The sequence below is a fragment of the Vibrio sp. M250220 genome, assembly GCF_036533795.1.
GTDB lineage: Bacteria > Pseudomonadota > Gammaproteobacteria > Enterobacterales > Vibrionaceae > Vibrio.
This window is the reverse complement of record NZ_JATABI010000018.1, coordinates 15276-37851: the sequence shown is the minus strand read 5'-3', so window position 1 is coordinate 37851 and position 22576 is coordinate 15276. Positions and strand designations below refer to the sequence as shown.

Genomic DNA, 22576 nt, shown 5'->3' with positions numbered 1-22576 from the left:
GCTCAACAAAGTAATCGCTGGGTCAAAACTTGCTATCAAGTCATAGAAAGTCGATCTTAATCTCACATTCCCCTACTCGACAGACTATATGGGAACGACCGTTTCATCATGGCGCCATTACTGGTATCCTTTACTGCTTTATACACCATACAAAGAGAGACATCATGTCTGAAGTTAAATTTGACACTGTAGAGCAAAAAGCTAGCTACGGTATCGGTCTACAGATGGGTCAGCAACTTGCTGGTTCTGGTCTAGAAGGTCTAAACGTTGACGCCATCGCTGCCGGTATCGCTACAGCACTAGTTGGTGAGCAACCAGCTATCGAAATCGACGAGATCAACAACGCTCTTCAAGAGCTACACACTCGTGTTGAAGCTGCACGCCAAGAAGCAGCAAAGGCAGCTGCTGCAGACGGCGAAGCGTTCCTAAAAGATAACGCTCTACGTCCAGAAGTAACGGTTCTTGAATCTGGTCTTCAATACGAAGTGATCACTGAAGGTACTGGTGAAATCCCAACTTCAGACAAGCAAGTTCGCGTTCACTACCACGGTGAGCTAACTGACGGTACCGTTTTCGACAGCTCAGTATCTCGCGGTCAACCAGCTGAGTTCCCAGTGACTGGCGTTATCAAAGGTTGGGTTGAAGCACTACAACTGATGCCTGTTGGTTCAAAGTGGAAACTATACATCCCACAAGATCTTGCATACGGTGAACGTGGCGCTGGCGCTGCAATTCCACCATTTGCAGCTCTAGTATTTGAAGTAGAACTACTAGATATCCTTTAATTTCCAGCAAATTAAAGCGAACAAAACGGCGGCCATTGTGTCGCCGTTTTTTATGTATGATACTTATTCGACAGATCTATCAATGATCTCGTTTTATTAAGGAAAGAAGATGAATAAGAAAATTGTACTGGTAGCGATCGTGAGCATGGCGTTAATGGGATGCCAAACTAAATCAGGTAGCAACACCAACGCAGGCAGTGATAATGCCTACAGCAGCTTAGCAAATGCCGCTTTAATGGGCGCGGTTCAGACATGGTCTTCACAAAATAGAGGCAGCACCGATTTAGTTTCTACACTGCAAAATAGTGCCAACATTTCTTCTGAACAAGCCATTGGCGGTCTAGGCTCAATGTTAGCGCTGGCGCAAAACTCGCTTAATAGCAGTCAAAGCAATGAAATGGCGGGGTTGATATCTGGTTTTGACTCTCTACAATCAAGCGGCTTAACAGCAATGATTGCCAATAATGAAACAGTTAAAAGTGCATTCTCAGCATTAGGCATGGACCCATCGCTCATCTCTACCTTTGCTCCAATTATTATCAGCGCACTGCAGAGCCAAGGAGCAAGTAATGGACTGCTGGATAGCTTAGGGGCTGTTTGGCAGTAGCGAGTAGCGATAAATTTGAAGGGTTGGCACACTAGGTCAATCTTTTTTATACCGCGATAGTTGGGCGACTATCTCAAGCACTTTTCGGCAACAAACATTCCATTAGAAAATAAATCCGATACGTTTATGTCTGCCAGAAACAAAAAAGCCGAGCATATGCTCGGCTTTTTTGTTCGTACGAACCTGATTACTCAGCAGCTTCTTCAGCAGCTGGGCGATCTACAAGCTCAATGTAAGCCATTGGAGCTTTGTCACCAGCACGGAAGCCAGCTTTTAGGATACGAGTGTAACCGCCCTGACGAGCAGCGAAACGTGGACCTAGTTCGTTAAATAGTTTTGCAACTACTTCGTTGTCACGAGTACGTGCAAATGCTAGACGACGGTTAGCAACGCTGTCAGTCTTAGCTAGTGTAATCAAAGGCTCAACTACGCGACGTAGCTCTTTTGCTTTTGGCAGTGTAGTCTTGATAACTTCATGACGTACTAGAGAGCTAGCCATGTTGCTAAACATCGCTTTACGATGTGAGCTGTTGCGGTTGAGTTGACGACCACTCTTACGATGGCGCATGACCTAATCCTTCTAACTATTATCGATTAATCTTCAGCGATAGACGCTGGTGGCCAGTTCTCAAGGCGCATGCCAAGAGAAAGACCACGTGATGCAAGTACGTCTTTAATCTCAGTAAGAGATTTTTTACCAAGGTTAGGCGTTTTAAGTAGCTCAACCTCAGTACGCTGTACAAGATCACCGATGTAGTGAATCGCTTCTGCTTTCAGACAGTTAGCAGAGCGAACTGTTAGTTCAAGATCGTCTACAGGACGCAGTAGGATCGGATCGAATTCTGGCTTCTCTTCCTTCTCCTCAGGTACACGTACATCACGAAGATCTACGAACGCATCCAATTGTTCAGCTAGGATAGTAGCTGCACGACGGATTGCTTCCTCAGGGTCTAGAGTACCGTTCGTTTCCATGTCGATAACAAGCTTGTCTAGGTCTGTACGCTGCTCTACACGAGCCGCTTCAACAGAGTAAGCAATCTTGTCTACTGGGCTGTACGTAGCGTCAACCAGTAGGCGACCAATAGGACGCTCATCTTCTTCAGTATGGATACGAGCCGAAGCTGGAACATAACCACGACCACGTTCAACTTTGATACGCATTGCGATCTCAGCGTTGTCATCTGTTAGGTGACAAATTACGTGTTCAGGGTTAGCGATCTCTACATCACCATCATGGGTGATGTCACCTGCAACCACAGGGCCCGAGCCTGATTTATTCAAAGTAATGAACACTTCATCTTTGCCTTCGGCAACGCGTACAGCAAGACCTTTAAGGTTAAGTAGGATTTCAAGAATATCTTCTTGAACGCCTTCTTTAGTGCTGTACTCATGAAGTACGCCTTCGATTTCTACTTCTGTTACAGCACAACCTGGCATAGAAGATAGAAGAATACGGCGAAGTGCATTACCAAGAGTATGGCCAAAACCACGCTCTAATGGCTCAAGAGTTACTTTTGCGTGAGTCGTGCTAACCTGTTCGATGTCAACAAGACGTGGCTTAAGAAATTCTGTTACAGAACCCTGCATTGTGTCCTCTCTTTAGTTTAAACCTTACTTAGAGTAAAGCTCGACGATCAATTGTTCGTTGATGTCAGCAGATAGATCTGAACGCTCAGGCATACGCTTGAACGTACCTTCCATCTTACCACCATCTACTTCAATCCAAGTTGGTTTTTCACGTTGTTCAGCAACTTCTAGAGCAGCCTTGATACGAGATTGCTGTTTAGCTTTCTCGCGGATAGAAACAACGTCATTAGCCGCAACATTGAAAGAAGGAACGTTTACAACTTTACCGTTAACTAGGATAGCTTTGTGGCTAACTAGCTGACGTGCTTCTGCGCGAGTTGCACCAAAGCCCATGCGGTAAACTACGTTATCAAGACGACCTTCAAGAAGCTGAAGTAGGTTTTCACCAGTGTTGCCTTTTAGGCGAGCAGCTTCTTTGTAGTAGTTACGGAATTGTTTTTCTAGAACGCCGTACATACGACGAACTTTTTGCTTCTCACGAAGCTGAACGCCATACTCAGATAGACGACCGCGACGAGCGCCGTGTACACCTGGTGCGTTATCAATTTTACACTTGGTATCGATCGCGCGTACACCAGACTTAAGGAATAAGTCAGTACCTTCGCGACGGCTAAGCTTCAGCTTAGGACCCAAATATCTTGCCATGATCTTTCTCCAGTAATCTAAAAAACGTTATACACGACGTTTCTTAGGTGGACGACAACCGTTATGAGGGATTGGTGTAGCATCAACGATGTTTGTGATGCGGAAACCAGCAGCGTTCAGTGCGCGAACAGTAGATTCACGACCTGGACCTGGACCCTTAACCATAACTTCCAAGTTCTTTAGACCGTACTCTTTAGCCATTTCAGCACAACGCTCAGCAGCAACCTGTGCAGCGAACGGAGTAGACTTACGAGAACCACGGAAACCTGAACCACCTGCAGTAGCCCATGCTAGAGCGTTACCTTGACGGTCAGTAATAGTTACGATTGTGTTATTGAAAGAAGCATGGATGTGCGCAACGCCATCTGCAACTTGCTTGCGTACGCGCTTACGAGCGCGAGTTGGTTGTTTAGCCATTGTACTCTACCTTCCCGATTATTTCTTGATCGGCTTACGCGGACCCTTACGGGTGCGAGCATTGGTTTTAGTACGCTGTCCACGTAGTGGTAGACTGCGACGATGACGAAGACCACGGTAACAGCCAAGGTCCATAAGACGCTTGATGTTCATTGAGACTTCACGACGTAGATCACCTTCTACAGTGTACTTAGCTACACCATCACGCAGTTGATCGATCTGCTCTTCAGTTAGTTCACTGATCTTAACATCTTCAGCAATGCCCACTTCAGCTAGGATAGCTTGAGAGCGAGTCTTACCGATGCCGTAGATCGCAGTTAGTGCGATTACAGCATGTTTTTGATCAGGAATGTTAATGCCTGCAATACGGGCCATTATTCACTCCTAGTGTTTCATAAAAGAATTAGCCGCAGCAAAGCCCGTTTCGGATACGCTGCGGAATACTACTTCTTTTGCACGCAAAAGGTAGGCCGAGGAATATACTCGACACTACCTTATATTTCAAGTAAAAATTTCTGCTAATTAGCCTTGGCGCTGCTTGTGCTTTGGCTCACTGCAAATCACGCGAACGACACCGTTACGCTTGATAACTTTACAGTTACGGCAGATTTTTTTAACGGAAGCACGAACTTTCATTGCTAAACTCCGTAAATGAAACCTAAATTAACGACCGTAGCCTTTTAGGTTTGCCTTTTTCAACACAGAATCATACTGTTGAGACATCAGATGAGTCTGTACCTGTGCCATAAAGTCCATAATTACAACAACTACGATAAGTAGCGATGTACCGCCGAAGTAGAAACGTACGTTCCACGCGACCATCATGAACTCCGGAATCAGACAGATAAAGGTAATGTAAAGCGCACCAGCAAGGGTTAAACGCGTCATTACTTTATCAATATACTTAGCTGTCTGCTCACCTGGGCGGATGCCGGGTACGAATGCACCTGACTTCTTCAAGTTATCTGCTGTTTCACGCGGGTTGAATACCAACGCCGTGTAGAAGAAACAGAAGAAAATTATCGCTGCTGCATAAAGCATTACATACAGAGGCTGACCTGGGCTAAGAGCCAAAGACACGTCAGTTAACCAACCGAACGCGCTGCTCTCACCATTCTGACCAAACCACTGAGCCAGTGTTCCTGGGAACAGGATAATGCTTGACGCAAAGATTGCTGGAATAACACCTGCCATATTAATTTTAAGTGGCAAGTGAGTGCTTTGTGCAGCAAATACCTTACGACCTTGTTGACGCTTCGCGTAGTTTACAACGATTCGACGTTGACCACGCTCCATGAAAACAACGAAGTAGATAACTGCAAAAGCAAGTACAGCAATCAACAACAGAAGAAGTACATGCAATTCACCTTGACGCGCTTGCTCGATTGTTTGACCGATTGCAGAAGGCAATCCAGCAACAATACCTGCAAAGATAAGTAACGAAATACCGTTACCAATTCCACGCTCAGTAATTTGTTCACCTAACCACATTAGGAACATGGTGCCGGTTACTAAACTTACGGTAGCAATAAGCGTAAACATGGTTTGGTTGATAACAACCAGATTATCGACCATGTTCGGTAGGCCTGTTGCGATACCTATAGCCTGGAATGTTGCAAGTACAAGCGTGCCGTAGCGTGTGTATTGGCTGATCTTACGACGGCCTGCTTCACCCTCTTTTTTGAGTTCAGCTAACGCTGGATGAACTACAGTTAGCAGTTGGACAACAATAGATGCCGAAATATACGGCATGATGCCCAACGCTAATATAGATGCACGCTCAAGAGCACCACCGGAGAACATGTTAAACATTTCTACGATGGTACCTTTTTGCTGTTCGAACAAATCGGCAAGTACAGCAGCGTCAATACCAGGAATCGGCACGAAAGAGCCGGCTCGGAATACTAAAAGTGCACCAATTACGAATAATAAGCGCGACTTTAGTTCACTTAAGCCGCTCTGAGCACTACGAAAATCTTGTCCTGGTTTCTTAGCCATCTGTACCTCGTTCCTCGAGATTATTCCTCGATTTTACCGCCTGCAGCTTCGATTGCAGCTTTAGCGCCTTTAGTCACACGTAGACCTTTAACAGTCACTGCTTTGTTAATTTCACCAGATAGAACAACTTTTACGAATTCGATGTTCTTAGTGATAACGTTAGCAGCTTTAAGGCTGTTTAGATCTACTACGTCACCAGTTACTTTCGCTAGCTCAGCTAGACGAACTTCAGCAGACACTAGGCTCTTACGAGAAGTGAAACCGAATTTTGGTAGACGTTGTTTTAGAGGCATCTGACCGCCTTCAAAACCTGGACGAACAGTGCCGCCAGAGCGTGACTTTTGACCTTTGTGGCCGCGGCCACCAGTTTTACCTAGGCCAGAACCGATACCACGACCTACACGTTTAGCAGTAGTCTTAGCACCAGCAGCTGGTGATAGAGTATTCAAACGCATTCTGATTACTCCTCAACTTTAACCATGTAGTAAACCTTGTTGATCATACCGCGTACGCACGGAGTATCTTCAAGTTCTACTGTGTGGTTGATTTTACGAAGACCTAGACCACGAAGCGTAGCTTTGTGCTTAGGTAGACGACCAATTGAGCTTTTAGTTTGAGTTACTTTAATAGTTGCCATGGTGTTCTTACTCCGAAATAGATTCAACAGTTAGACCACGTTTAGCAGCAACCATCTCTGGTGACTTCATGCTACCTAGTGCATCGATCGTAGCACGAACGATGTTGATAGGGTTCGTAGAACCGTATGCTTTAGATAGAACGTTGTGTACACCAGCAACTTCTAGTACTGCACGCATCGCACCACCTGCGATAACACCAGTACCTTCAGCAGCAGGCTGCATGTAAACTTTAGAGCCCGAATGGCGACCTTTCACTGGGTGGTGAAGAGTACCTTCGTTAAGCGCGACCGTAGTCATGTTACGACGAGCTTTTTCCATTGCTTTTTGGATCGCTGCAGGTACTTCACGAGCTTTGCCGTAACCGAAACCTACACGACCGTTACCGTCACCAACTACTGTTAGCGCAGTAAAGCTCATGATTCGACCACCTTTAACCGTTTTAGAAACGCGGTTAACTGCGATTAGCTTTTCTTGCAAATCATTCGCTTGAACTTGTTGTTCTTTAGCCATCTTCCAACCCTACCTTAGAATTTCAGACCAGCTTCGCGAGCAGATTCTGCTAGCGCCGCCACTCGACCGTGGTATTGGAAACCAGAACGATCAAATGCAACTGCTTCTACGCCTTTTTCAAGAGCGCGCTCAGCAACAGCTTTACCTACTGCTTTAGCTGCATCGATGTTACCAGTGTTCTTAACTTGCTCACGGATCGCTTTTTCTACAGTAGAAGCTGCTGCGATAACCTCAGAGCCGTTAGCTGCAATAACCTGAGCGTACACGTGACGAGGAGTACGGTGTACTACTAGGCGAGTTGCACCCAGTTCTGCAATCTTACGACGTGCGCGTGTAGCACGACGGATGCGAGATGCTTTCTTATCCATAGTGTTACCTTACTTCTTCTTAGCTTCTTTAGTACGCACATTTTCATCTGCGTAACGAACACCTTTACCTTTGTAAGGTTCAGGCTCACGGTAAGAACGAATGTCAGCCGCAACCTGACCAACAAGTTGTTTGTCACAACCAGTGATCACGATTTCAGTTTGGCTTGGACACTCAGCTTTAATACCCTCTGGCAATTCATGCTCAACAGGGTGAGAGAAGCCTAGAGTTAGACCTACAGCGTTGCCTTTGATAGCAGCACGGTAACCAACACCCTTAAGGGTAAGCTTCTTAGTAAAGCCTTCAGTAACGCCAACAACCATGTTGTTAACTAGAGCGCGAGCAGTACCTGCTTGAGCCCATGCGTTAACTACACCTTCGCGTGGACCGAAAGTAAGATTGTTTTCTTCCTGAGCTACAACTACTGCGTCGTTAAGAACGCGAGATAGTTCGCCTTTAGCACCTTTTACAGTGATTTCTTGGCCGTTTAGTTTCACCTCTACGCCAGCTGGAATAGCGACAGGTGCTTTTGCAACACGAGACATATTCTACTCCTATTACGCTACGTAGCAGATGATTTCACCACCAAGACCTGCTTTACGTGCAGCACGGTCTGACATAAGACCCTTGGAAGTTGAAACGATAGCAACACCAAGACCACCCATTACAGAAGGAAGTTCATCTTTCTTCTTGTAAACACGTAGACCTGGACGAGAAACACGTTTAAGTTGCTCGATTACTGGTTTAGCTTGGAAGTACTTAAGAGTAACTTCAAGCTCAGGTTTAACTTCGCCTTCAACAGCGAAATCAGTGATGTAACCTTCAGCTTTTAGTAGTGCAGCAATTGCAACTTTAAGCTTTGAAGAAGGCATTTTAACAGCAACTTTGTTTGCTGCCTGACCGTTACGAACGCGGGTCAGCATATCCGAAATCGGATCTTGCATGCTCATATGATTTACTCCAAATGATTAAGTGGCAATTACCAGCTAGCCTTACGAAGACCCGGAATCTCGCCTTTCATGCAAGCTTCACGAACCTTAATACGGCTTAGACCGAACTTACGTAGGTAACCGTGTGGACGACCAGTTTGGTTGCAACGGTTGCGCTGACGTGATGCACTTGAATCACGTGGAAGAGATTGCAGTTTAAGAACCGCATTCCAACGATCTTCTTCTGATGCGTTTACATCGCTAATGATAGCTTTAAGCGCTGAACGCTTTTCAGCGAACTTAGCTACAAGCTTCGCACGTTTTGCTTCACGTGCTTTCATTGAATTTTTAGCCATAACAGTAACCCTTCACCTTACTTACGGAATGGGAAGTTAAAGGCAGCCAGCAGAGCACGGCCTTCCTCATCAGTACCAGCAGACGTCGTAATAGTGATGTCTAGACCGCGTACTCGATCAACTTTATCAAAGTCGATTTCCGGGAAGATGATTTGCTCGCGAACGCCCATGCTGTAGTTACCGCGTCCGTCAAAAGACTTAGCGCTAACGCCACGGAAGTCACGTACACGTGGAAGAGCGATTGAAATTAAACGCTCAAGAAAATCCCACATACGTTCGCCACGCAAGGTTACTTTACAACCGATAGGGTAGCCTTCACGGATTTTGAAACCTGCAACAGATTTACGCGCTTTAGTGATAAGTGGCTTTTGACCAGAGATCGTTGCCATATCAGCAGTTGCGTTTTCTAGCAGTTTCTTATCGTTGATTGCTTCACCAACACCCATGTTTAGGGTGATTTTCTCGATTCTAGGGACTTGCATGACGCTTGTGTAGCTAAACTGTTTGGTCAGTTCAGCGACTACAGACGACTTGTAGTAATCATGCAGTTTCGCCATAGTAGAACTCCAAATTACTTCTATTAGTTAGAAACGATTTCGTTGTTAGACTTAAAGAAACGAACTTTCTTACCATCTTCAAAACGGAAACCGATACGGTCAGCTTTACCAGTAGCTGCGTTAAAGATTGCAACGTTAGAAGCATCAATAGCTGCTTCTTGTTCAACGATGCCACCTTGTTGACCTAGAGCCGGAACCGGCTTTTGGTGCTTCTTAACAAGGTTGATACCTTCAACGATAACTTTACCAGTTGCTAGAACCTTAGTTACTTTACCTTTCTTGCCTTTGTCTTTACCAGCAAGAACGATTACTTCGTCATTACGACGGATTTTAGCTGCCATTTCTACGTGCTCCTTACAGAACTTCTGGAGCCAGTGAAACGATCTTCATGAACTTATCGCCACGAAGCTCACGTGTCACAGGGCCAAAGATACGTGTACCGATAGGTTGCTCAGTATTGTCATTAAGCAATACACAAGCATTACGGTCGAAGCGAATGACAGAACCGTCTGGACGACGAACGCCTTTGCGAGTGCGCACGACAACCGCCTTCAGAACATCACCTTTCTTAACTTTACCGCGAGGAATAGCTTCCTTCACAGTAACTTTGATGACGTCACCGATATGTGCATAACGGCGGTGTGAGCCACCCAGGACCTTAATACACATTACCTTGCGCGCGCCAGAGTTATCAGCTGCGTCAAGTGTACTTTGCATTTGGATCATTGTTAGTGCTCCGCTAAATATTAATAACTAGACCCATCACGGGTCGGGCTGCCTCTTTAAAAGGGACGCGAATTGTACCACCCTTTTTTGTGATTGGGTAGTCAAAAAATAAACGGCCCCAAAATAATTTTGGAGCCGTTTAATTTCATAGAATTAGCTAAGGATTAACCTTTCACTTTTTCTAGAACTTTTACCAAAGTCCAAGACTTAGTCTTAGACAGTGGACGACACTCTGCGATTTCAACTTTGTCGCCTAGGCCACATTCGTTGTTTTCGTCATGTGCGTGTACTTTAGTCGTACGCTTTACGAATTTACCGTAAATTGGGTGTTTAACCATGCGTTCGATAGCAACAACGATAGACTTGTCCATCTTGTCGCTAACTACACGACCTTGTTGAGTACGTTTTACTTCGCTCATTATGCGCCTGCCTTCTCAGTCAAAACAGTTTTCACACGTGCGATATCACGGCGTACAGCTTTCAGAGTATGAGTTTGCTGTAGCTGACCAGTTGCAGCTTGCATGCGCAAGTTGAACTGTTCGCGTAGCAAATTCAATAGCTCAGCGTTAAGCTCTTCAACGCTTTTCTCGCGTAGATCTTGTGCTTTCATCACATCACCTGCTTAGTTACAAATGTAGTTTTGAATGGCAGTTTGCGAGCCGCTAGACGGAACGCTTCACGAGCCAATTCTTCAGGTACACCACCCATTTCGTACATAACCTTACCAGGTTGGATTTGGGCTACCCAGTACTCAACGTTACCTTTACCCTTACCTTGACGAACTTCAAGTGGTTTTTCTGTGATAGGTTTGTCTGGGAACACACGGATCCAGATTTTACCTTGACGCTTAACGTGACGTGTCATTGCACGACGTGCCGCTTCGATTTGACGAGCAGTTAGACGACCACGGCCTACAGCTTTAAGACCGAATTCGCCGAAGCTTACATCAGTACCTTTAGCTAGACCACGGTTACGACCAGTCTGAACCTTACGGAACTTAGTACGTTTAGGTTGTAGCATCTGTCGACTCCTTACTTACGGCCTTTGCGCTGCTTCTTAGGCTTATCGCCTTTAGGCTCTACAGCGTTAGCTGCTGGCATACCGCCTAGAATCTCACCTTTGAAGATCCAAACTTTAATGCCGATCACACCGTATTGGGTGTGAGCCGAAGAAGTTGCGTAATCAATGTCAGCACGTAGAGTGTGTAGAGGTACACGACCTTCACGGTACCACTCAGAACGTGCGATTTCAGCGCCGCCTAGACGACCGCTTACTTCTACTTTGATGCCTTTAGCGCCTAGACGCATAGCGTTTTGTACCGCGCGCTTCATAGCACGACGGAACATAACACGACGCTCTAGCTGAGACGCGATGCTATCACCAACAAGCTGTGCATCTAACTCAGGTTTACGTACTTCAGCGATGTTAATTTGCGCTGGTACACCTGCGATTTTAGCTACAGCTGCACGTAGTTTTTCTACGTCTTCACCTTTCTTACCGATTACTACGCCTGGACGAGCAGTGTGAATAGTCACACGGATGCTCTTAGCAGGACGCTCGATAACGATGCGTGAAAGTGATGCTTTTTTCAGTTCACTTGTAAGGAACTGACGTACCTTGAAGTCGCCGTCTAGGTTGTCAGCGAATTCTTTGGTGTTAGCAAACCATGTAGCATTCCAAGGCTTAACGATGCCTAAACGAATACCATTAGGATGTACTTTTTGACCCATTGCTTACTCTCCTAGTCTCTTAGCGATCTGCTACAACAACAGTGATGTGGCTTGAACGCTTCAAGATACGATCCGCACGACCTTTAGCACGAGGCATAATACGCTTCATGATTGGGCCTTCATCTACGAAGATTTTTGCGACATTTAGATCGTCAATATCTGCGCCTTCATTGTGCTCCGCGTTAGCGATAGCTGACTCAAGAACTTTCTTGATCAGTTCAGCAGCTTTTTTGTTGCTGAAAGTCAGGATTTCTAGAGCCTGGTCTACAGATTTTCCACGAATTTGGTCCGCAACTAAGCGAGCTTTCTGAGGCGAAATGCGAGCAAAGTTATGTTTAGCTAGTGCTTCCATCATCTACTCCTTAACGCTTCTTAGCTTTCTTATCCACGACATGGCCGCGGTAAGTACGTGTTGGTGCGAATTCACCCAGTTTGTGACCGATCATTTCTTCGGTTACGAATACTGGTACGTGCTGACGACCATTATGGACAGCGATGGTCAAACCGATCATCGTAGGGATGATCATTGAACGACGGGACCAAGTCTTAATAGGCTTTTTGTCTCCGCTTTCCACCGCTTTCTCTACCTTCTTCAGCAAGTGTAGGTCAATAAATGGACCTTTCTTGAGAGAACGTGGCATGGCGATTCCTCTTTAAATAGATTACTTGTTACGACGACGTACGATGTACTTGTCAGTGCGTTTGTTCTTACGAGTCTTGAAGCCTTTAGTTGGCTGACCCCATGGTGAAACTGGGTGACGACCACCAGAAGTACGGCCTTCACCACCACCGTGTGGGTGGTCTACTGGGTTCATCACAACACCACGAACGGTTGGACGAACACCGCGCCAGCGGTTAGCACCAGCTTTACCAAGTTCACGTAGCATGTGCTCAGAGTTACCAACTTCACCGATTGTTGCACGGCCTTCAGATAGTACTTTGCGCATTTCGCCAGAACGTAGACGGATAGTTACGTATGCACCGTCGCGAGCAACGATTTGAGCATATGCACCAGCCGAACGAGCTAGCTGACCACCTTTACCAGGTTTTAGTTCAACGTTGTGTACTGTTGAACCTACTGGGATGTTACGCATTGGTAGAGTGTTACCAGCTTTGATTGGTGCATCAACACCAGACTGGATAGCATCACCAGCTTGAACACCTTTAGGTGCTAGGATGTAACGACGCTCACCGTCTGCGTACAGAACTAGAGCGATGTTAGCGCTACGGTTTGGATCGTATTCTAGACGCTCAACTTTCGCTGGGATACCGTCTTTAGTACGTTTGAAGTCAATTACACGGTAGTGGTGCTTGTGACCACCGCCGATGTGACGTACTGTAATACGACCGTTGTTGTTACGACCACCATTCTTAGAGTTTTTCTCTAGAAGAGGTGCGTATGGCTTGCCCTTGTGTAGGTCAGCGTTAACAACTTTAACAACGTGACGACGACCAGGGGAAGTCGGCTTACATTTAACAATAGCCATTTCTCAACTACTCCTGTTATTCCGCGCCGCCAACGAAGTCAAGATCTTGACCTTCTTTCAAAGTAACGTACGCTTTCTTAACGTCGCTGCGGCGACCTTGGCGTAGACCTTGACGTTTGGTCTTACCCTTATTGATAAGAGTATTTACAGACTTAACTTCAACTTCAAATAGCTTTTCTACAGCTGCTTTGATCTCTTTTTTAGTTGCATCTTTAGCTACTTTGAAAACGATAGTGTTCGCTTTCTCAGCTGCCATAGTTGCTTTTTCAGAGATGTGCGGTGCACGTAGAACTTTTAGGATACGCTCTTCAGTGATCATGCTAGCATCTCCTCAACTTGCTTAACTGCGTCTGCAGTCATTACAACTTTGTCGAACGCGATTAGAGACACTGGGTCGATACCAGCTACGTCACGTGCGTCAACTTTGTATAGGTTACGAGCAGCTAGGAATAGATTTTCATCTACTTCGCTAGTCACGATTAGAGCGTCTGTTAGCTCAAGCTCTTTCAGCTTAGCTACAAGCTCTTTAGTTTTTGGTGCTTCTACTGAGAAGTTATCAACAACGATTAGACGCTCTTGACGAACTAGCTCAGAAAGAATGCTCTTCATAGCACCACGGTACATTTTCTTGTTTACTTTTTGGCTGTGATCTTGTGGTTTCGCAGCAAAAGTAACACCACCTGTACGCCAGATTGGGCTACGAATTGTACCAGCACGAGCACGGCCAGTACCTTTTTGACGCCATGGCTTAGCGCCACCGCCAGATACTTCAGAACGTGTTTTCTGAGCACGTGTACCTTGACGAGCACCTGCTGCGTATGCAACAACTACTTGGTGTACAAGAGCTTCGTTAAACTCACGTCCGAAAGTAGTTTCGGAAACAGTTAGTGCATCAGCACCTTTAACCATTAGTTCCATTACTTACTCCTGAGACGTTATGCTTTAACAGCTGGTTTAACGATCACGTTGCCGCCAGTTGCGCCTGGGACTGCACCTTTAATAAGAAGCAGGTTGCGCTCAGCGTCAACACGTACGATCTCTAGGTTTTGAGTCGTTACACGCTCAGCACCCATGTGACCTGCCATTTTCTTGCCTTTAAATACGCGACCTGGAGTCTGACATTGACCGATAGAACCAGGAGCACGGTGAGACAATGAGTTACCGTGAGTAGCATCTTGAGTGCGGAAGTTCCAACGCTTAACAGCGCCTTGGAAACCTTTACCTTTAGATGTACCAGTAACGTCTACTTTCTTAGTATCGTTGAATAGTTCAACTGTTAGCTCAGCGCCAACTGCAAACTCTTCACCGTTTTCCAAACGGAATTCCCAAAGACCACGACCAGCTTCAACACCTGCTTTAGCAAAGTGACCTGCTTCTGGTTTAGTTACGCGGTTAGCTTTCTTAGCACCAGTAGTAACCTGGATTGCTGCGTAGCCATCTGTCTCAAGAGTTTTAACTTGAGAAACACGGTTAGCTTCAACCTCAACAACTGTTACTGGGATAGAAACGCCTTCTTCAGTAAATACGCGGGTCATGCCCACTTTACGACCGATTAGACCAATCATTCTTCTAATCTCCCTTAACCTAGGCTAATTTGAACGTCAACGCCCGCAGCAAGGTCTAGACGCATTAGAGCATCAACAGTTTTGTCTGTTGGCTCAACGATGTCGATTAGACGCTTGTGAGTACGGATTTCGTACTGGTCACGTGCTTTCTTGTTAACGTGTGGAGAGATAAGAACTGTGAAACGCTCTTTACGAGTAGGCAGTGGGATTGGACCACGAACCTGTGCGCCAGTGCGCTTAGCTGTTTCAACGATTTCCGCTGTAGAAGCATCGATTAGTTTGTAATCGAAAGCTTTTAGGCGGATACGGATACGTTGGTTCTGCATGAGACAGAGCTCCAATATTAAAAATTACACAAACAATATCGCCACTCAGACTCGTTAAAACGAGAGAATGCCGATTGATTTATGTGAAACCGTAGCATCCAAGATTAGGACGCATTGTCAGTTAATTTTCGATCAACCATCCCTACATGTCAGAGTCACCTCTGGGAATAGTTATTCCGAAGAATAGATAGCTAATTGTATTAACCGCGAACATAAGCTGAGTTTACATTACCTGACAAATCAATAAGATAAGTCAGCTCCTCGCTGCTCATTGGTTCACAACTGGCTTAACCAGTGCGCTGCATTATACAGATCACAGTTTTACTTGCAAGTGCTGGGTGAAAAATAAACGGGGGGAAGAGATGCGAGATGCGAGATGCGAGATGCGAGATGCGAGATGCGAGATGCGAGATGCGAGAAAGTTTTGAAGGGTTGACAGTGCGGGTCAACCCTTTTCTTTTAAATTCAGACAATTAGACTGAGAGACTAGCCTGCACTGCCTGCAACTTTCGACTCGCTCACCACAAGTTCCTCTCGAAGGACGAAGCCCGCTCTCGGAGCGAAGCGTTCTAGTCTCTCGCTATGCGAGTCTCTGGCGTACCGCTTCAAACAAACAAATGCCTGAAGCAACTGATACGTTCAAGCTTGAAACGGTTCCGGCCATAGGGATTTTAATCAGGTCATCACAGGTTTCGCGCGTTAGTCGGCGCATGCCGTCACCCTCAGCCCCCATAACAATAGCAAGTGGGCCAGTCAGTTTCGCTTGATAAATGTCATGAGTCGCTTCACCCGCAGTGCCTACAAACCAAATGCCCTGCTCTTGTAGCGTACGCATTGTACGAGCGAGGTTTGTAACTCGAACTAGCGGTACCATTTCAGCCGCACCACAAGCCACTTTACTTACTGTCGCCGTAATGTTGGCAGAGCGGTCTTTAGGCACAATCACCGCAGCCACGCCAGCCGCGTCAGCATTACGCAAACAAGCACCTAGGTTATGCGGATCAGTGACACCATCTAACACCAATAAAAGCGGGGCTTCGTGTTGAGCAAGGATGTCATCAAGGTCATGTTCGTTGAGCTGTTTCGCTGGCTTAACACGAGCCATAATACCTTGGTGGTTTGCCCCACTCGCTTTTTCGTCCAATGTTTTGCGCGTCATCTGTTGGATCGAAACACCACACACGTTAAGTTCATTGAGGATCGGCATCAGGCGATCGTCTTGGCGACCTTTAAGCACAAACGCTTCAATAAAGCGCTCTGGTTCACGACTTAGTACTGCTTTAACTGCGTGAATACCGTAAATATATTCGTTACTCATTTAAAAACCTGTTCGTTTAGTTCACTGTGCTGCTTTTTTGCTACGTTTGGTCTTCTTCGGCTTATTGCCAGCTTTCTTCTTGCGAGCTTTTGTCACCTTAGGCTTTTTCGCTGCCTCTTTAGGTTCAGGTCGCTTAGTCGGCTCGACTTCAGCCGCCGCTCGTCCACCCTTGGTCGCAACACGTTTTTTCTCTTTGGCTTTTCTCTTTGCCTCTGCGACACGTTTCTTGGCCGTCTTTCCTTCGCCGCGTAGCTTACGACTTGTTTCTACTAATTCAAAGTCTATTTGTCTGTCATCCAGATTGACCGACAGGACTTTCACTTTGACCGCATCACCCAAGCGATAAATCGCACCAAAGCTTTCACCGATAAGTCTTTGACCGATCGGATCAAATTGGTAGTAATCATTAGCAAGTGCCGAAATATGCACTAAACCATCAATGTGCAAATCCGTTAAACGAACAAAGAATCCAAAACTGGTAACATTGGCAATAACGCCTTCTAGCTCTTCACCGACGTGATCTTGCATGTATTCACATTTCAGCCAATCAGAGACTTCACGAGTCGCATCGTCAGCTCGTCGCTCTGTCATCGAACACTGCTCACCGTAAAAATCCATATCATCGAATGAGTAGTGGTATCCCCCTGTCGGTGTCCAACGGTCTTGATTACGCCCCTCTTCTTTCGCGATGAGATACTTGATTGCACGATGTAACAATAAGTCTGGGTAGCGACGAATAGGAGAGGTAAAATGCGCGTAACGTTTCAGTGCCAAACCGAAGTGGCCACAGTTATCCGCGTTGTACACCGCTTGCTTCATTGAACGAAGCAACATGGTTTGAATGAGCTCCCTGTCTTGACGCTCAGCAATCTGTTTAACCAGATCAGCATAGTCTGTTGGTGAAGGCTCCAAACCACCATTGAGGTGCAAGCCCAACTCGCCTAAGAAATCGCGGAAACCTTGTAGGCGAAGCTCACCTGGAGATTCATGAATACGATACAGTGCAGCTTCTTTTGCTTTCTCAACCAAAGATGCTGACGCGATGTTTGCCAAAATCATGCATTCCTCGATGAGCTTATGCGCATCGTTACGAATGACGGGCTCAATACTCTCAATCTTGCGCTCCGCATTGAAAATGAACTTGGTTTCTACCGTTTCGAATTCAATCGCACCACGGTTATCGCGAGCGCGTTTCAGAACTTTATACATTTTGTGCAGTTCTTCTAGGTGAGGAACTAATGGCTCATAACGAGTTCGTAGTTCTTCATTTCCCTCAAGAATGTCATGCACCTTGCTGTAAGTCAGACGAGCATGAGAGTTCATCACCGCTTCGTAGTGTTTGTAGCCCGACAGCTTACCGGACTCTGATATTGTCATTTCACACACCATACACAAGCGGTCAACCTGTGGGTTAAGTGAACAGAGACCATTTGACAGTACTTCTGGCAACATAGGTACAACTTGCGATGGGAAGTAAACTGAGTTACCACGATTTGTTGCTTCTTTATCTAAAGCGGTATCTGGTCTTACGTAGTAGCTCACATCTGCGATGGCGACCCATAAACGCCAACCGCCACCTTTTTTCGCTTCACAGTAAACGGCATCATCGAAGTCACGCGCATCTTCGCCATCGATTGTCACGAGTGGCAGCTCACGGAGGTCAACACGCCCTACTTTGGCTTCTTCAGGCACTTCTTCGCCTAAGTTGGCAATCTGCTTATCAACAGCCTCAGGCCATTCGTGAGGGATCTGATGTGTACGAATCGCAATTTGTGTCTCCATACCCGGCGCCATGTTTTCGCCAAGTACTTCAATAACCTTACCCATCATACCTCGTGAGCGCGTTCCGCGATCGGTGATCTCGATAACAACGACATTACCCATACGTGCACCTGCACGTAAATCGTTCGGGATCAGAATGTCCTGTGAGATTCGAGAGTCATCAGGCACAACATATGAGTAGCCATATTCCATAAAGAAACGTCCTACTATTTGTGTCTGACGCTCTTCTAAAACGCGAACTAACCGACCTTCCTTACGTCCGCGCTTAGAGTTTTCTGTTGGCTGAACCAGTACATAATCACCGTGGATGATATTTTTCATTTGGTGATGAGGCAGAACAATATCATTATCCTTGCCCACACTGCCTTCTGGACGAACCCAACCATGACCATCTTTGTGGCCAATTACGTAGCCCTTCACCATCTCCAGTTTTTCTGGCAAGGCGTAGCACTGACGACGCGTAAAGACCAGTTGTCCATCACGCTCCATCGCACGCAGTCTACGACGCAGACCTTCATAGTGCTCTTCTCCATTCAACTGCAATGCGTCAAATAGATCATTGCGGTTCATGGGAACACCCGCTTGATGCAAAAACTCAAGAATAAACTCTCGGCTTAGGATTGGGTTTTCGTAGTTCTCCGACTCACGATCTGCAAATGGGTCGTTAGGAATAATGTCTGACATAGGCGCGCCTAATAAAGGAAGGAATTTAAATCTAGTATATCTGACTCACTGATTAAGCTACAGGTAAGTCGAAACAAATTCTTGAAATTTCACTGCCTTTTCATCAGCACTATGGTTTGCTAAAAAACAACAATGCCCAGCGAAAGCTAGGCATTGTGTTGTTAGGTTATGGTCACCGGAGTGCAATCGGATAACTCTCTACCAGAATGTGTCGCGCTTCTTAGCTCGGGCAACAATGTTCTGCGGCATTCGTCGCTCTAATCCCTGCCTAAGTACACTAATACGCTTATGGGTTCGCTGGTCTGCCGTCACCGAATTATAAAGCCAGCGATAAGCATCTTCGTAATCAAGTGGACTCCCATAATCACGCAACAATAGCTCCGCCAAATGAATACGAGCATTGAGGTTCCCCATCGATGCCGCTTCACGCAAATATGGAATCGCACGTTCTTTATCTTGCTGAACTAATGTTCCACGAGAATAGTAACGACCAATTTGTTCAAGTGCGGCGGGCAAACCTTGATGAGCAGCATTTTCCATGTAATAGAGACCTAGCTCTACATCCTGATCAACACAGACCCCCCACGCTAGCATATCTCCGTATAAAAACTCATACGCAGGTAAGCTAATGCGAGTCGCACGTGCAACAATATCCTCAACAAGCTGGCAGTTATCGGCTTTAACGCGTTCTAAATGCTGGTTGTTGTTGATAAGGTTAATTAGTTCGGCTTCGGTATAAATTGGTATCGGCTCACCGATCTCAGACAACTCATTTGCCTGTACCACTGAGGCACTAAACGCCAACACCATCGAAGCAGCTAATTTTCTTAGCTTCATTTTCTGCACTCTTAACTTCGACTATGGACACTAACCCAAGGTCAGCATCAGATTTGCCACTTACGCGGCAAGCTTGATACTAGTATCGGCAATTGGTGCTAACTCTTTAATCAAAATTGCCGCTCTATGGCAAATTGTTGCCATAAGTATCGAGAATCGCAAGAAAAATAGATATAAAAAAACCGGTGCCTAGCACCGGTTTCTAATAACTGATAACAATCAATAATTAAGATTCGAATGGGTGAACCTTGATGATTGTTTCGTTACGGTCAGGACCAGTAGAGATGATATCTACCGTTACGCCTGTTAGCTCTTCAATACGCTTGATGTAATCTAGAGCCGCTTTTGGTAGCGCATCAATAGATGTCGCGCCAAATGTGTTCTCTGACCAACCTGGCATAGTTTCGTAGATTGGTGTCGCTTCTTCAAATGCTTCTGCAGCCATTGGAGAAACTTCTAGGATAGAACCATCTTTCATCTTGTAGCCAGTACAGATTTTTAGCTCTTCCAAACCATCTAGAACGTCTAGTTTAGTTAGACAGAAACCAGAAATAGAGTTGATTTGTACCGCACGACGCATTGCTACAGCATCGAACCAACCAGTACGACGTAGACGACCCGTTGTCGCGCCGAACTCTTGACCAACACTACCAAGGTGCTTACCTACTGGGTCTTGCTTATCTAGACCATCGTAAAGTTCTGTTGGGAATGGACCAGAACCTACGCGAGTACAGTACGCTTTAGTAATACCAAGAATGTAACCGATGTGACGAGGACCGAAACCAGAACCCGCAGCAACGCCACCAGCAGTTGTGTTAGAAGAAGTTACGTATGGGTATGTACCGTGGTCGATATCTAGTAGTGTACCTTGAGCACCTTCAAACATGATCTTGTCGCCGCGCTTACGTGCTGCATCAAGTTCATTAGTTACGTCGATAACCATAGAGGTAAGTAGGTCAGCGTAACCCATGCATTGCTCTAGAACTTCGTCATAGCTTACTGTTTCAGCTTTGTAGAAGTGCTCTAGCTGGAAGTTATGGAATTCCATTACTTCTTTTAGCTTCTCTGCGAATACTTCTTTATCGAATAGGTCGCCAACACGTAGACCGCGACGAGCAACTTTATCTTCGTAAGCTGGACCGATACCACGACCCGTTGTACCAATTGCTTTGTTACCACGAGCGATTTCACGCGCTTGGTCAATAGCGATATGGTAAGGAAGAATTAGAGGACAAGCTTCAGAAACGAAAAGACGCTCACGCACCGGAATACCGCGCTCTTCTAGAGGCTTCATTTCTTTAATTAAAGCTTCAGGTGATAGTACAACACCATTGCCGATAACACATTTGATGTTATCGCGAAGGATACCTGATGGAATCAAGTGAAGAACGGTTTTTTGACCGTCAATGACTAGAGTGTGGCCTGCATTGTGACCGCCTTGGTAACGAACCACATATTTTGCATCTTCAGTTAAAAGGTCAACAATTTTACCTTTACCTTCGTCACCCCATTGGGTGCCTAGAACGACTACGTTATTTCCCATCTTTCCAGTTCTGATTGCTAGTTAAAAATGGATTCTAGCACCGAATCACATTTCTTGCAGTCATTTTTTAATCATGCAAGTGTAATATGGTGCTATTCCATTAGAGATTAATATAAGGCCGAAATAAATCAGTCCGTTAGGTAAACTTTTAGAGCTATCGTCTTTTTTTGGGCTATTCATCAGCATAGATTTTAACGGTCAAATCACCATTAACATCGATACCTGCGCGATACATTCCCGAGCTATTCATCGAGTAATGTAGCTCTCCTTGAGCATCAACTGCGATTAAGCCGCCTTCCCCACCCATTTGTTTTAATTCACCCTGAATAACGGTTTCACACGCGGTATGAACATCTTGTTTCAAATAACGCATTCTAGCTGCTACATCACCAGCGACCGTTTTACGAATAAAGTATTCACCCATACCGGTTGTTGAGACCGCAACATTACCATTCTCTGCGTAAGTTCCCGCACCAATGATCGATGAATCACCAACACGACCATACTTTTTGTTGGTGATGCCACCAGTGCTTGTCGCTGCGGCTAGATTTCCATACTGATCTAAGGCCACGGCGCCAACGGTGCCGTATTTTTTATCATCTGGGTATTTAGATTCTGAGAGAGCAAAGAGCCCTTTCTCTTTCATTGACAGTAGCTGCTCATAGCGACGCTCGGTGAAAAAGTAGTCTTGCTCGGTATACTCATAGCCGAGTTCAAAAGCGAACTCCTCTGCTCCGTCGCCAATCAGCAATACATGATTGCTGTTTTTCATAACATCACGCGCAAGCTCAATGGGATTGCGAACATGACGTACTCCAGCAACAGCGCCTGCATCTAGCTCTTTACCGTGCATGACTGAAGCATCCATTTCAACCATCTCTTTGTGGGTCAATACAGATCCTCTACCAGCGTTGAAGTTTACCGAATCCTCTAAAACCTTGACCGCAGCGACGACCGCATCTAGTGCATCGCCTGATTCGAGTAGTATTTTATGACCAGCACGAACAGACGTTTCTAGATCGGCCAAAATCGAAGCTTTCAGCTCTTCACTCATCTGCTCACGTAAAATAGTCCCTGCACCGCCATGAATAGCGATAGAGAAAGGTTGAGTCATCGTCGATATCTCCAGTACATCTCGCGGGTTTAATCATAAAAAAAGGCGCTTCCCAACATAATGGGAAAC

The 22576-nt window shown here is 45.8% G+C and carries 35 protein-coding genes; 2 read left to right on the top strand and 33 right to left on the bottom strand.

Annotation, left to right across the window (positions count from 1 at the left end; all coding sequences use genetic code 11):
* Positions 1 to 164: 164 nt before the first annotated feature.
* Both QTN94_RS08775 and QTN94_RS08770 read left to right on the top strand, forming a co-directional pair.
* Positions 165 to 785, top strand: a complete 621-nt coding sequence (locus tag QTN94_RS08775; RefSeq protein WP_138972788.1) for an FKBP-type peptidyl-prolyl cis-trans isomerase — start codon at positions 165 to 167, stop codon at positions 783 to 785.
* 109 nt (positions 786 to 894) lie between these two features.
* Positions 895 to 1392 (top strand): DUF2780 domain-containing protein, encoded by a 498-nt coding sequence (locus QTN94_RS08770; protein ID WP_331417954.1) that lies wholly within the window; start codon positions 895 to 897, stop codon positions 1390 to 1392.
* 187 nt (positions 1393 to 1579) lie between these two features.
* On the opposite strand, the gene rplQ is transcribed toward QTN94_RS08770, so the two are convergent.
* The 33 genes from rplQ to QTN94_RS08605 form a co-directional block, all read right to left on the bottom strand.
* Positions 1580 to 1960: a 50S ribosomal protein L17 gene (gene rplQ, locus QTN94_RS08765; RefSeq protein WP_005383141.1), complete on the bottom strand. Its 381-nt coding sequence runs from the start codon at positions 1958 to 1960 to the stop codon at positions 1580 to 1582.
* 26 nt (positions 1961 to 1986) lie between these two features.
* Positions 1987 to 2979, bottom strand: a complete 993-nt coding sequence (locus QTN94_RS08760) for a DNA-directed RNA polymerase subunit alpha (RefSeq protein WP_004410407.1) — start codon at positions 2977 to 2979, stop codon at positions 1987 to 1989.
* Between the two features lie 24 nt (positions 2980 to 3003).
* Complete coding sequence (rpsD, locus tag QTN94_RS08755; protein WP_269377110.1) at positions 3004 to 3624, bottom strand: 30S ribosomal protein S4; 621 nt, start codon at positions 3622 to 3624, stop codon at positions 3004 to 3006.
* A gap of 27 nt (positions 3625 to 3651) precedes the next feature.
* Positions 3652 to 4041: a 30S ribosomal protein S11 gene (gene rpsK / locus QTN94_RS08750; protein WP_001118870.1), complete on the bottom strand. Its 390-nt coding sequence runs from the start codon at positions 4039 to 4041 to the stop codon at positions 3652 to 3654.
* Positions 4042 to 4059: 18 nt separating this feature from the next.
* The gene (gene rpsM / locus QTN94_RS08745) at positions 4060 to 4416 is read right to left on the bottom strand and encodes a 30S ribosomal protein S13 (RefSeq protein WP_005450559.1); all 357 of its coding nucleotides are present in this window, start codon (positions 4414 to 4416) and stop codon (positions 4060 to 4062) included.
* 147 nt (positions 4417 to 4563) lie between these two features.
* Positions 4564 to 4677 (bottom strand): 50S ribosomal protein L36, encoded by a 114-nt coding sequence (gene rpmJ, locus QTN94_RS08740; RefSeq protein WP_000868186.1) that lies wholly within the window; start codon positions 4675 to 4677, stop codon positions 4564 to 4566.
* Between the two features lie 27 nt (positions 4678 to 4704).
* Positions 4705 to 6039 (bottom strand): preprotein translocase subunit SecY, encoded by a 1335-nt coding sequence (gene secY / locus QTN94_RS08735; protein ID WP_004410423.1) that lies wholly within the window; start codon positions 6037 to 6039, stop codon positions 4705 to 4707.
* 20 nt (positions 6040 to 6059) lie between these two features.
* Complete coding sequence (rplO, locus tag QTN94_RS08730) at positions 6060 to 6494, bottom strand: 50S ribosomal protein L15 (protein WP_138972784.1); 435 nt, start codon at positions 6492 to 6494, stop codon at positions 6060 to 6062.
* 5 nt (positions 6495 to 6499) lie between these two features.
* Entirely contained in the window at positions 6500 to 6676 is a 177-nt protein-coding gene (gene rpmD / locus QTN94_RS08725; protein WP_000201159.1) for a 50S ribosomal protein L30, read from the bottom strand.
* A gap of 7 nt (positions 6677 to 6683) precedes the next feature.
* On the bottom strand, positions 6684 to 7187 hold the full coding sequence (gene rpsE / locus QTN94_RS08720) for a 30S ribosomal protein S5 (protein WP_138972783.1): 504 nt from the start codon (positions 7185 to 7187) through the stop codon (positions 6684 to 6686).
* Between the two features lie 14 nt (positions 7188 to 7201).
* Positions 7202 to 7555, bottom strand: a complete 354-nt coding sequence (rplR, locus tag QTN94_RS08715; RefSeq protein ID WP_038175185.1) for a 50S ribosomal protein L18 — start codon at positions 7553 to 7555, stop codon at positions 7202 to 7204.
* A gap of 9 nt (positions 7556 to 7564) precedes the next feature.
* The gene (gene rplF / locus QTN94_RS08710) at positions 7565 to 8098 is read right to left on the bottom strand and encodes a 50S ribosomal protein L6 (RefSeq protein WP_269377108.1); all 534 of its coding nucleotides are present in this window, start codon (positions 8096 to 8098) and stop codon (positions 7565 to 7567) included.
* A 12-nt stretch (positions 8099 to 8110) separates the two neighbouring features.
* Entirely contained in the window at positions 8111 to 8503 is a 393-nt protein-coding gene (gene rpsH / locus QTN94_RS08705; RefSeq protein WP_006878391.1) for a 30S ribosomal protein S8, read from the bottom strand.
* 29 nt (positions 8504 to 8532) lie between these two features.
* On the bottom strand, positions 8533 to 8838 hold the full coding sequence (gene rpsN, locus QTN94_RS08700; protein WP_004745888.1) for a 30S ribosomal protein S14: 306 nt from the start codon (positions 8836 to 8838) through the stop codon (positions 8533 to 8535).
* 17 nt (positions 8839 to 8855) lie between these two features.
* The gene (gene rplE, locus QTN94_RS08695; RefSeq protein ID WP_331427451.1) at positions 8856 to 9395 is read right to left on the bottom strand and encodes a 50S ribosomal protein L5; all 540 of its coding nucleotides are present in this window, start codon (positions 9393 to 9395) and stop codon (positions 8856 to 8858) included.
* Positions 9396 to 9418: 23 nt separating this feature from the next.
* Positions 9419 to 9736 carry a 50S ribosomal protein L24 gene (rplX, locus tag QTN94_RS08690; RefSeq protein WP_004745885.1) on the bottom strand — a complete coding sequence of 106 codons (318 nt, stop codon included), beginning with the start codon at positions 9734 to 9736 and terminating at the stop codon, positions 9419 to 9421.
* A 13-nt stretch (positions 9737 to 9749) separates the two neighbouring features.
* Positions 9750 to 10121, bottom strand: coding sequence for a 50S ribosomal protein L14 (gene rplN, locus QTN94_RS08685; protein WP_004745883.1), 372 nt, complete (start codon positions 10119 to 10121; stop codon positions 9750 to 9752).
* 164 nt (positions 10122 to 10285) lie between these two features.
* Positions 10286 to 10540 (bottom strand): 30S ribosomal protein S17, encoded by a 255-nt coding sequence (gene rpsQ, locus QTN94_RS08680; RefSeq protein ID WP_138972780.1) that lies wholly within the window; start codon positions 10538 to 10540, stop codon positions 10286 to 10288.
* Positions 10540 to 10731 (bottom strand): 50S ribosomal protein L29, encoded by a 192-nt coding sequence (gene rpmC / locus QTN94_RS08675; protein ID WP_004410456.1) that lies wholly within the window; start codon positions 10729 to 10731, stop codon positions 10540 to 10542. The genes rpsQ and rpmC overlap by 1 nt, the downstream gene beginning before the upstream one ends.
* Positions 10731 to 11141 (bottom strand): 50S ribosomal protein L16, encoded by a 411-nt coding sequence (rplP, locus tag QTN94_RS08670; RefSeq protein WP_005379577.1) that lies wholly within the window; start codon positions 11139 to 11141, stop codon positions 10731 to 10733. Before rplP ends, rpmC begins: the two co-directional genes overlap by 1 nt.
* A gap of 11 nt (positions 11142 to 11152) precedes the next feature.
* Entirely contained in the window at positions 11153 to 11851 is a 699-nt protein-coding gene (gene rpsC, locus QTN94_RS08665; protein WP_114787361.1) for a 30S ribosomal protein S3, read from the bottom strand.
* A 19-nt stretch (positions 11852 to 11870) separates the two neighbouring features.
* Positions 11871 to 12203 carry a 50S ribosomal protein L22 gene (rplV, locus tag QTN94_RS08660; protein ID WP_004410462.1) on the bottom strand — a complete coding sequence of 111 codons (333 nt, stop codon included), beginning with the start codon at positions 12201 to 12203 and terminating at the stop codon, positions 11871 to 11873.
* Between the two features lie 10 nt (positions 12204 to 12213).
* A complete protein-coding gene (gene rpsS / locus QTN94_RS08655; protein WP_004745876.1) occupies positions 12214 to 12492 on the bottom strand; it encodes a 30S ribosomal protein S19 in 279 nt (92 codons plus the stop codon).
* A 21-nt stretch (positions 12493 to 12513) separates the two neighbouring features.
* The gene (gene rplB / locus QTN94_RS08650) at positions 12514 to 13338 is read right to left on the bottom strand and encodes a 50S ribosomal protein L2 (protein ID WP_138972779.1); all 825 of its coding nucleotides are present in this window, start codon (positions 13336 to 13338) and stop codon (positions 12514 to 12516) included.
* 16 nt (positions 13339 to 13354) lie between these two features.
* A complete protein-coding gene (rplW, locus tag QTN94_RS08645) occupies positions 13355 to 13657 on the bottom strand; it encodes a 50S ribosomal protein L23 (protein ID WP_093278415.1) in 303 nt (100 codons plus the stop codon).
* Entirely contained in the window at positions 13654 to 14256 is a 603-nt protein-coding gene (rplD, locus tag QTN94_RS08640) for a 50S ribosomal protein L4 (protein WP_138972778.1), read from the bottom strand. The genes rplW and rplD overlap by 4 nt, the downstream gene beginning before the upstream one ends.
* Before the next feature lie 17 nt (positions 14257 to 14273).
* Positions 14274 to 14903: a 50S ribosomal protein L3 gene (gene rplC, locus QTN94_RS08635; protein ID WP_138972777.1), complete on the bottom strand. Its 630-nt coding sequence runs from the start codon at positions 14901 to 14903 to the stop codon at positions 14274 to 14276.
* 14 nt (positions 14904 to 14917) lie between these two features.
* On the bottom strand, positions 14918 to 15229 hold the full coding sequence (rpsJ, locus tag QTN94_RS08630) for a 30S ribosomal protein S10 (RefSeq protein WP_004410492.1): 312 nt from the start codon (positions 15227 to 15229) through the stop codon (positions 14918 to 14920).
* A 580-nt stretch (positions 15230 to 15809) separates the two neighbouring features.
* Complete coding sequence (gene rlmB / locus QTN94_RS08625; protein WP_138972776.1) at positions 15810 to 16547, bottom strand: 23S rRNA (guanosine(2251)-2'-O)-methyltransferase RlmB; 738 nt, start codon at positions 16545 to 16547, stop codon at positions 15810 to 15812.
* A 21-nt stretch (positions 16548 to 16568) separates the two neighbouring features.
* Complete coding sequence (rnr, locus tag QTN94_RS08620) at positions 16569 to 19013, bottom strand: ribonuclease R (RefSeq protein WP_331427450.1); 2445 nt, start codon at positions 19011 to 19013, stop codon at positions 16569 to 16571.
* 198 nt (positions 19014 to 19211) lie between these two features.
* Positions 19212 to 19850 carry a flagellar protein MotX gene (motX, locus tag QTN94_RS08615; RefSeq protein ID WP_138972774.1) on the bottom strand — a complete coding sequence of 213 codons (639 nt, stop codon included), beginning with the start codon at positions 19848 to 19850 and terminating at the stop codon, positions 19212 to 19214.
* Positions 19851 to 20076: 226 nt separating this feature from the next.
* Positions 20077 to 21393 carry an adenylosuccinate synthase gene (locus QTN94_RS08610; RefSeq protein WP_138972773.1) on the bottom strand — a complete coding sequence of 439 codons (1317 nt, stop codon included), beginning with the start codon at positions 21391 to 21393 and terminating at the stop codon, positions 20077 to 20079.
* Between the two features lie 172 nt (positions 21394 to 21565).
* Positions 21566 to 22507 carry an isoaspartyl peptidase/L-asparaginase family protein gene (locus QTN94_RS08605; protein WP_331427449.1) on the bottom strand — a complete coding sequence of 314 codons (942 nt, stop codon included), beginning with the start codon at positions 22505 to 22507 and terminating at the stop codon, positions 21566 to 21568.
* Positions 22508 to 22576 lie beyond the last annotated feature (69 nt).

Excerpts from the sequence above, each read along its gene's own strand:
- secY (WP_004410423.1), bottom strand. The coding sequence starts at position 6,039 with ATGGCTAAGAAACCAGGACAAGATTTTCGTAGTGCTCAGAGCGGCTTA.
- rnr (WP_331427450.1), bottom strand. The coding sequence starts at position 19,013 with ATGTCAGACATTATTCCTAACGACCCATTTGCAGATCGTGAGTCGGAG.
- rplX (WP_004745885.1), bottom strand. The coding sequence starts at position 9,736 with ATGGCAGCTAAAATCCGTCGTAATGACGAAGTAATCGTTCTTGCTGGT.
- rplB (WP_138972779.1), bottom strand. The coding sequence starts at position 13,338 with ATGGCTATTGTTAAATGTAAGCCGACTTCCCCTGGTCGTCGTCACGTT.
- rplQ (WP_005383141.1), bottom strand. The coding sequence starts at position 1,960 with ATGCGCCATCGTAAGAGTGGTCGTCAACTCAACCGCAACAGCTCACAT.
- rplE (WP_331427451.1), bottom strand. The coding sequence starts at position 9,395 with ATGGCGAAACTGCATGATTACTACAAGTCGTCTGTAGTCGCTGAACTG.
- rplV (WP_004410462.1), bottom strand. The coding sequence starts at position 12,203 with ATGGAAGCACTAGCTAAACATAACTTTGCTCGCATTTCGCCTCAGAAA.
- rpsH (WP_006878391.1), bottom strand. The coding sequence starts at position 8,503 with ATGAGCATGCAAGATCCGATTTCGGATATGCTGACCCGCGTTCGTAAC.
- rpsK (WP_001118870.1), bottom strand. The coding sequence starts at position 4,041 with ATGGCTAAACAACCAACTCGCGCTCGTAAGCGCGTACGCAAGCAAGTT.
- rplW (WP_093278415.1), bottom strand. The coding sequence starts at position 13,657 with ATGATCACTGAAGAGCGTATCCTAAAAGTTCTACGTGCACCGCACATC.
- rpsD (WP_269377110.1), bottom strand. The coding sequence starts at position 3,624 with ATGGCAAGATATTTGGGTCCTAAGCTGAAGCTTAGCCGTCGCGAAGGT.
- rpmD (WP_000201159.1), bottom strand. The coding sequence starts at position 6,676 with ATGGCAACTATTAAAGTAACTCAAACTAAAAGCTCAATTGGTCGTCTA.
- rpsN (WP_004745888.1), bottom strand. The coding sequence starts at position 8,838 with ATGGCTAAAAATTCAATGAAAGCACGTGAAGCAAAACGTGCGAAGCTT.
- QTN94_RS08775 (WP_138972788.1), top strand. The coding sequence starts at position 165 with ATGTCTGAAGTTAAATTTGACACTGTAGAGCAAAAAGCTAGCTACGGT.
- rplO (WP_138972784.1), bottom strand. The coding sequence starts at position 6,494 with ATGCGTTTGAATACTCTATCACCAGCTGCTGGTGCTAAGACTACTGCT.
- rplC (WP_138972777.1), bottom strand. The coding sequence starts at position 14,903 with ATGATTGGTCTAATCGGTCGTAAAGTGGGCATGACCCGCGTATTTACT.
- QTN94_RS08760 (WP_004410407.1), bottom strand. The coding sequence starts at position 2,979 with ATGCAGGGTTCTGTAACAGAATTTCTTAAGCCACGTCTTGTTGACATC.
- rplF (WP_269377108.1), bottom strand. The coding sequence starts at position 8,098 with ATGTCTCGTGTTGCAAAAGCACCTGTCGCTATTCCAGCTGGCGTAGAG.
- rpsS (WP_004745876.1), bottom strand. The coding sequence starts at position 12,492 with ATGCCACGTTCTCTCAAGAAAGGTCCATTTATTGACCTACACTTGCTG.
- rpsQ (WP_138972780.1), bottom strand. The coding sequence starts at position 10,540 with ATGAGCGAAGTAAAACGTACTCAACAAGGTCGTGTAGTTAGCGACAAG.
- rlmB (WP_138972776.1), bottom strand. The coding sequence starts at position 16,547 with ATGAGTAACGAATATATTTACGGTATTCACGCAGTTAAAGCAGTACTA.
- QTN94_RS08610 (WP_138972773.1), bottom strand. The coding sequence starts at position 21,393 with ATGGGAAATAACGTAGTCGTTCTAGGCACCCAATGGGGTGACGAAGGT.
- rplR (WP_038175185.1), bottom strand. The coding sequence starts at position 7,555 with ATGGATAAGAAAGCATCTCGCATCCGTCGTGCTACACGCGCACGTCGT.
- rplD (WP_138972778.1), bottom strand. The coding sequence starts at position 14,256 with ATGGAACTAATGGTTAAAGGTGCTGATGCACTAACTGTTTCCGAAACT.
- QTN94_RS08605 (WP_331427449.1), bottom strand. The coding sequence starts at position 22,507 with ATGACTCAACCTTTCTCTATCGCTATTCATGGCGGTGCAGGGACTATT.
- rplN (WP_004745883.1), bottom strand. The coding sequence starts at position 10,121 with ATGATCCAAATGCAAAGTACACTTGACGCAGCTGATAACTCTGGCGCG.
- rplP (WP_005379577.1), bottom strand. The coding sequence starts at position 11,141 with ATGCTACAACCTAAACGTACTAAGTTCCGTAAGGTTCAGACTGGTCGT.
- rpsM (WP_005450559.1), bottom strand. The coding sequence starts at position 4,416 with ATGGCCCGTATTGCAGGCATTAACATTCCTGATCAAAAACATGCTGTA.
- motX (WP_138972774.1), bottom strand. The coding sequence starts at position 19,850 with ATGAAGCTAAGAAAATTAGCTGCTTCGATGGTGTTGGCGTTTAGTGCC.
- rpsJ (WP_004410492.1), bottom strand. The coding sequence starts at position 15,229 with ATGCAGAACCAACGTATCCGTATCCGCCTAAAAGCTTTCGATTACAAA.
- rpsE (WP_138972783.1), bottom strand. The coding sequence starts at position 7,187 with ATGGCTAAAGAACAACAAGTTCAAGCGAATGATTTGCAAGAAAAGCTA.
- rpmJ (WP_000868186.1), bottom strand. The coding sequence starts at position 4,677 with ATGAAAGTTCGTGCTTCCGTTAAAAAAATCTGCCGTAACTGTAAAGTT.
- rpmC (WP_004410456.1), bottom strand. The coding sequence starts at position 10,731 with ATGAAAGCACAAGATCTACGCGAGAAAAGCGTTGAAGAGCTTAACGCT.
- QTN94_RS08770 (WP_331417954.1), top strand. The coding sequence starts at position 895 with ATGAATAAGAAAATTGTACTGGTAGCGATCGTGAGCATGGCGTTAATG.
- rpsC (WP_114787361.1), bottom strand. The coding sequence starts at position 11,851 with ATGGGTCAAAAAGTACATCCTAATGGTATTCGTTTAGGCATCGTTAAG.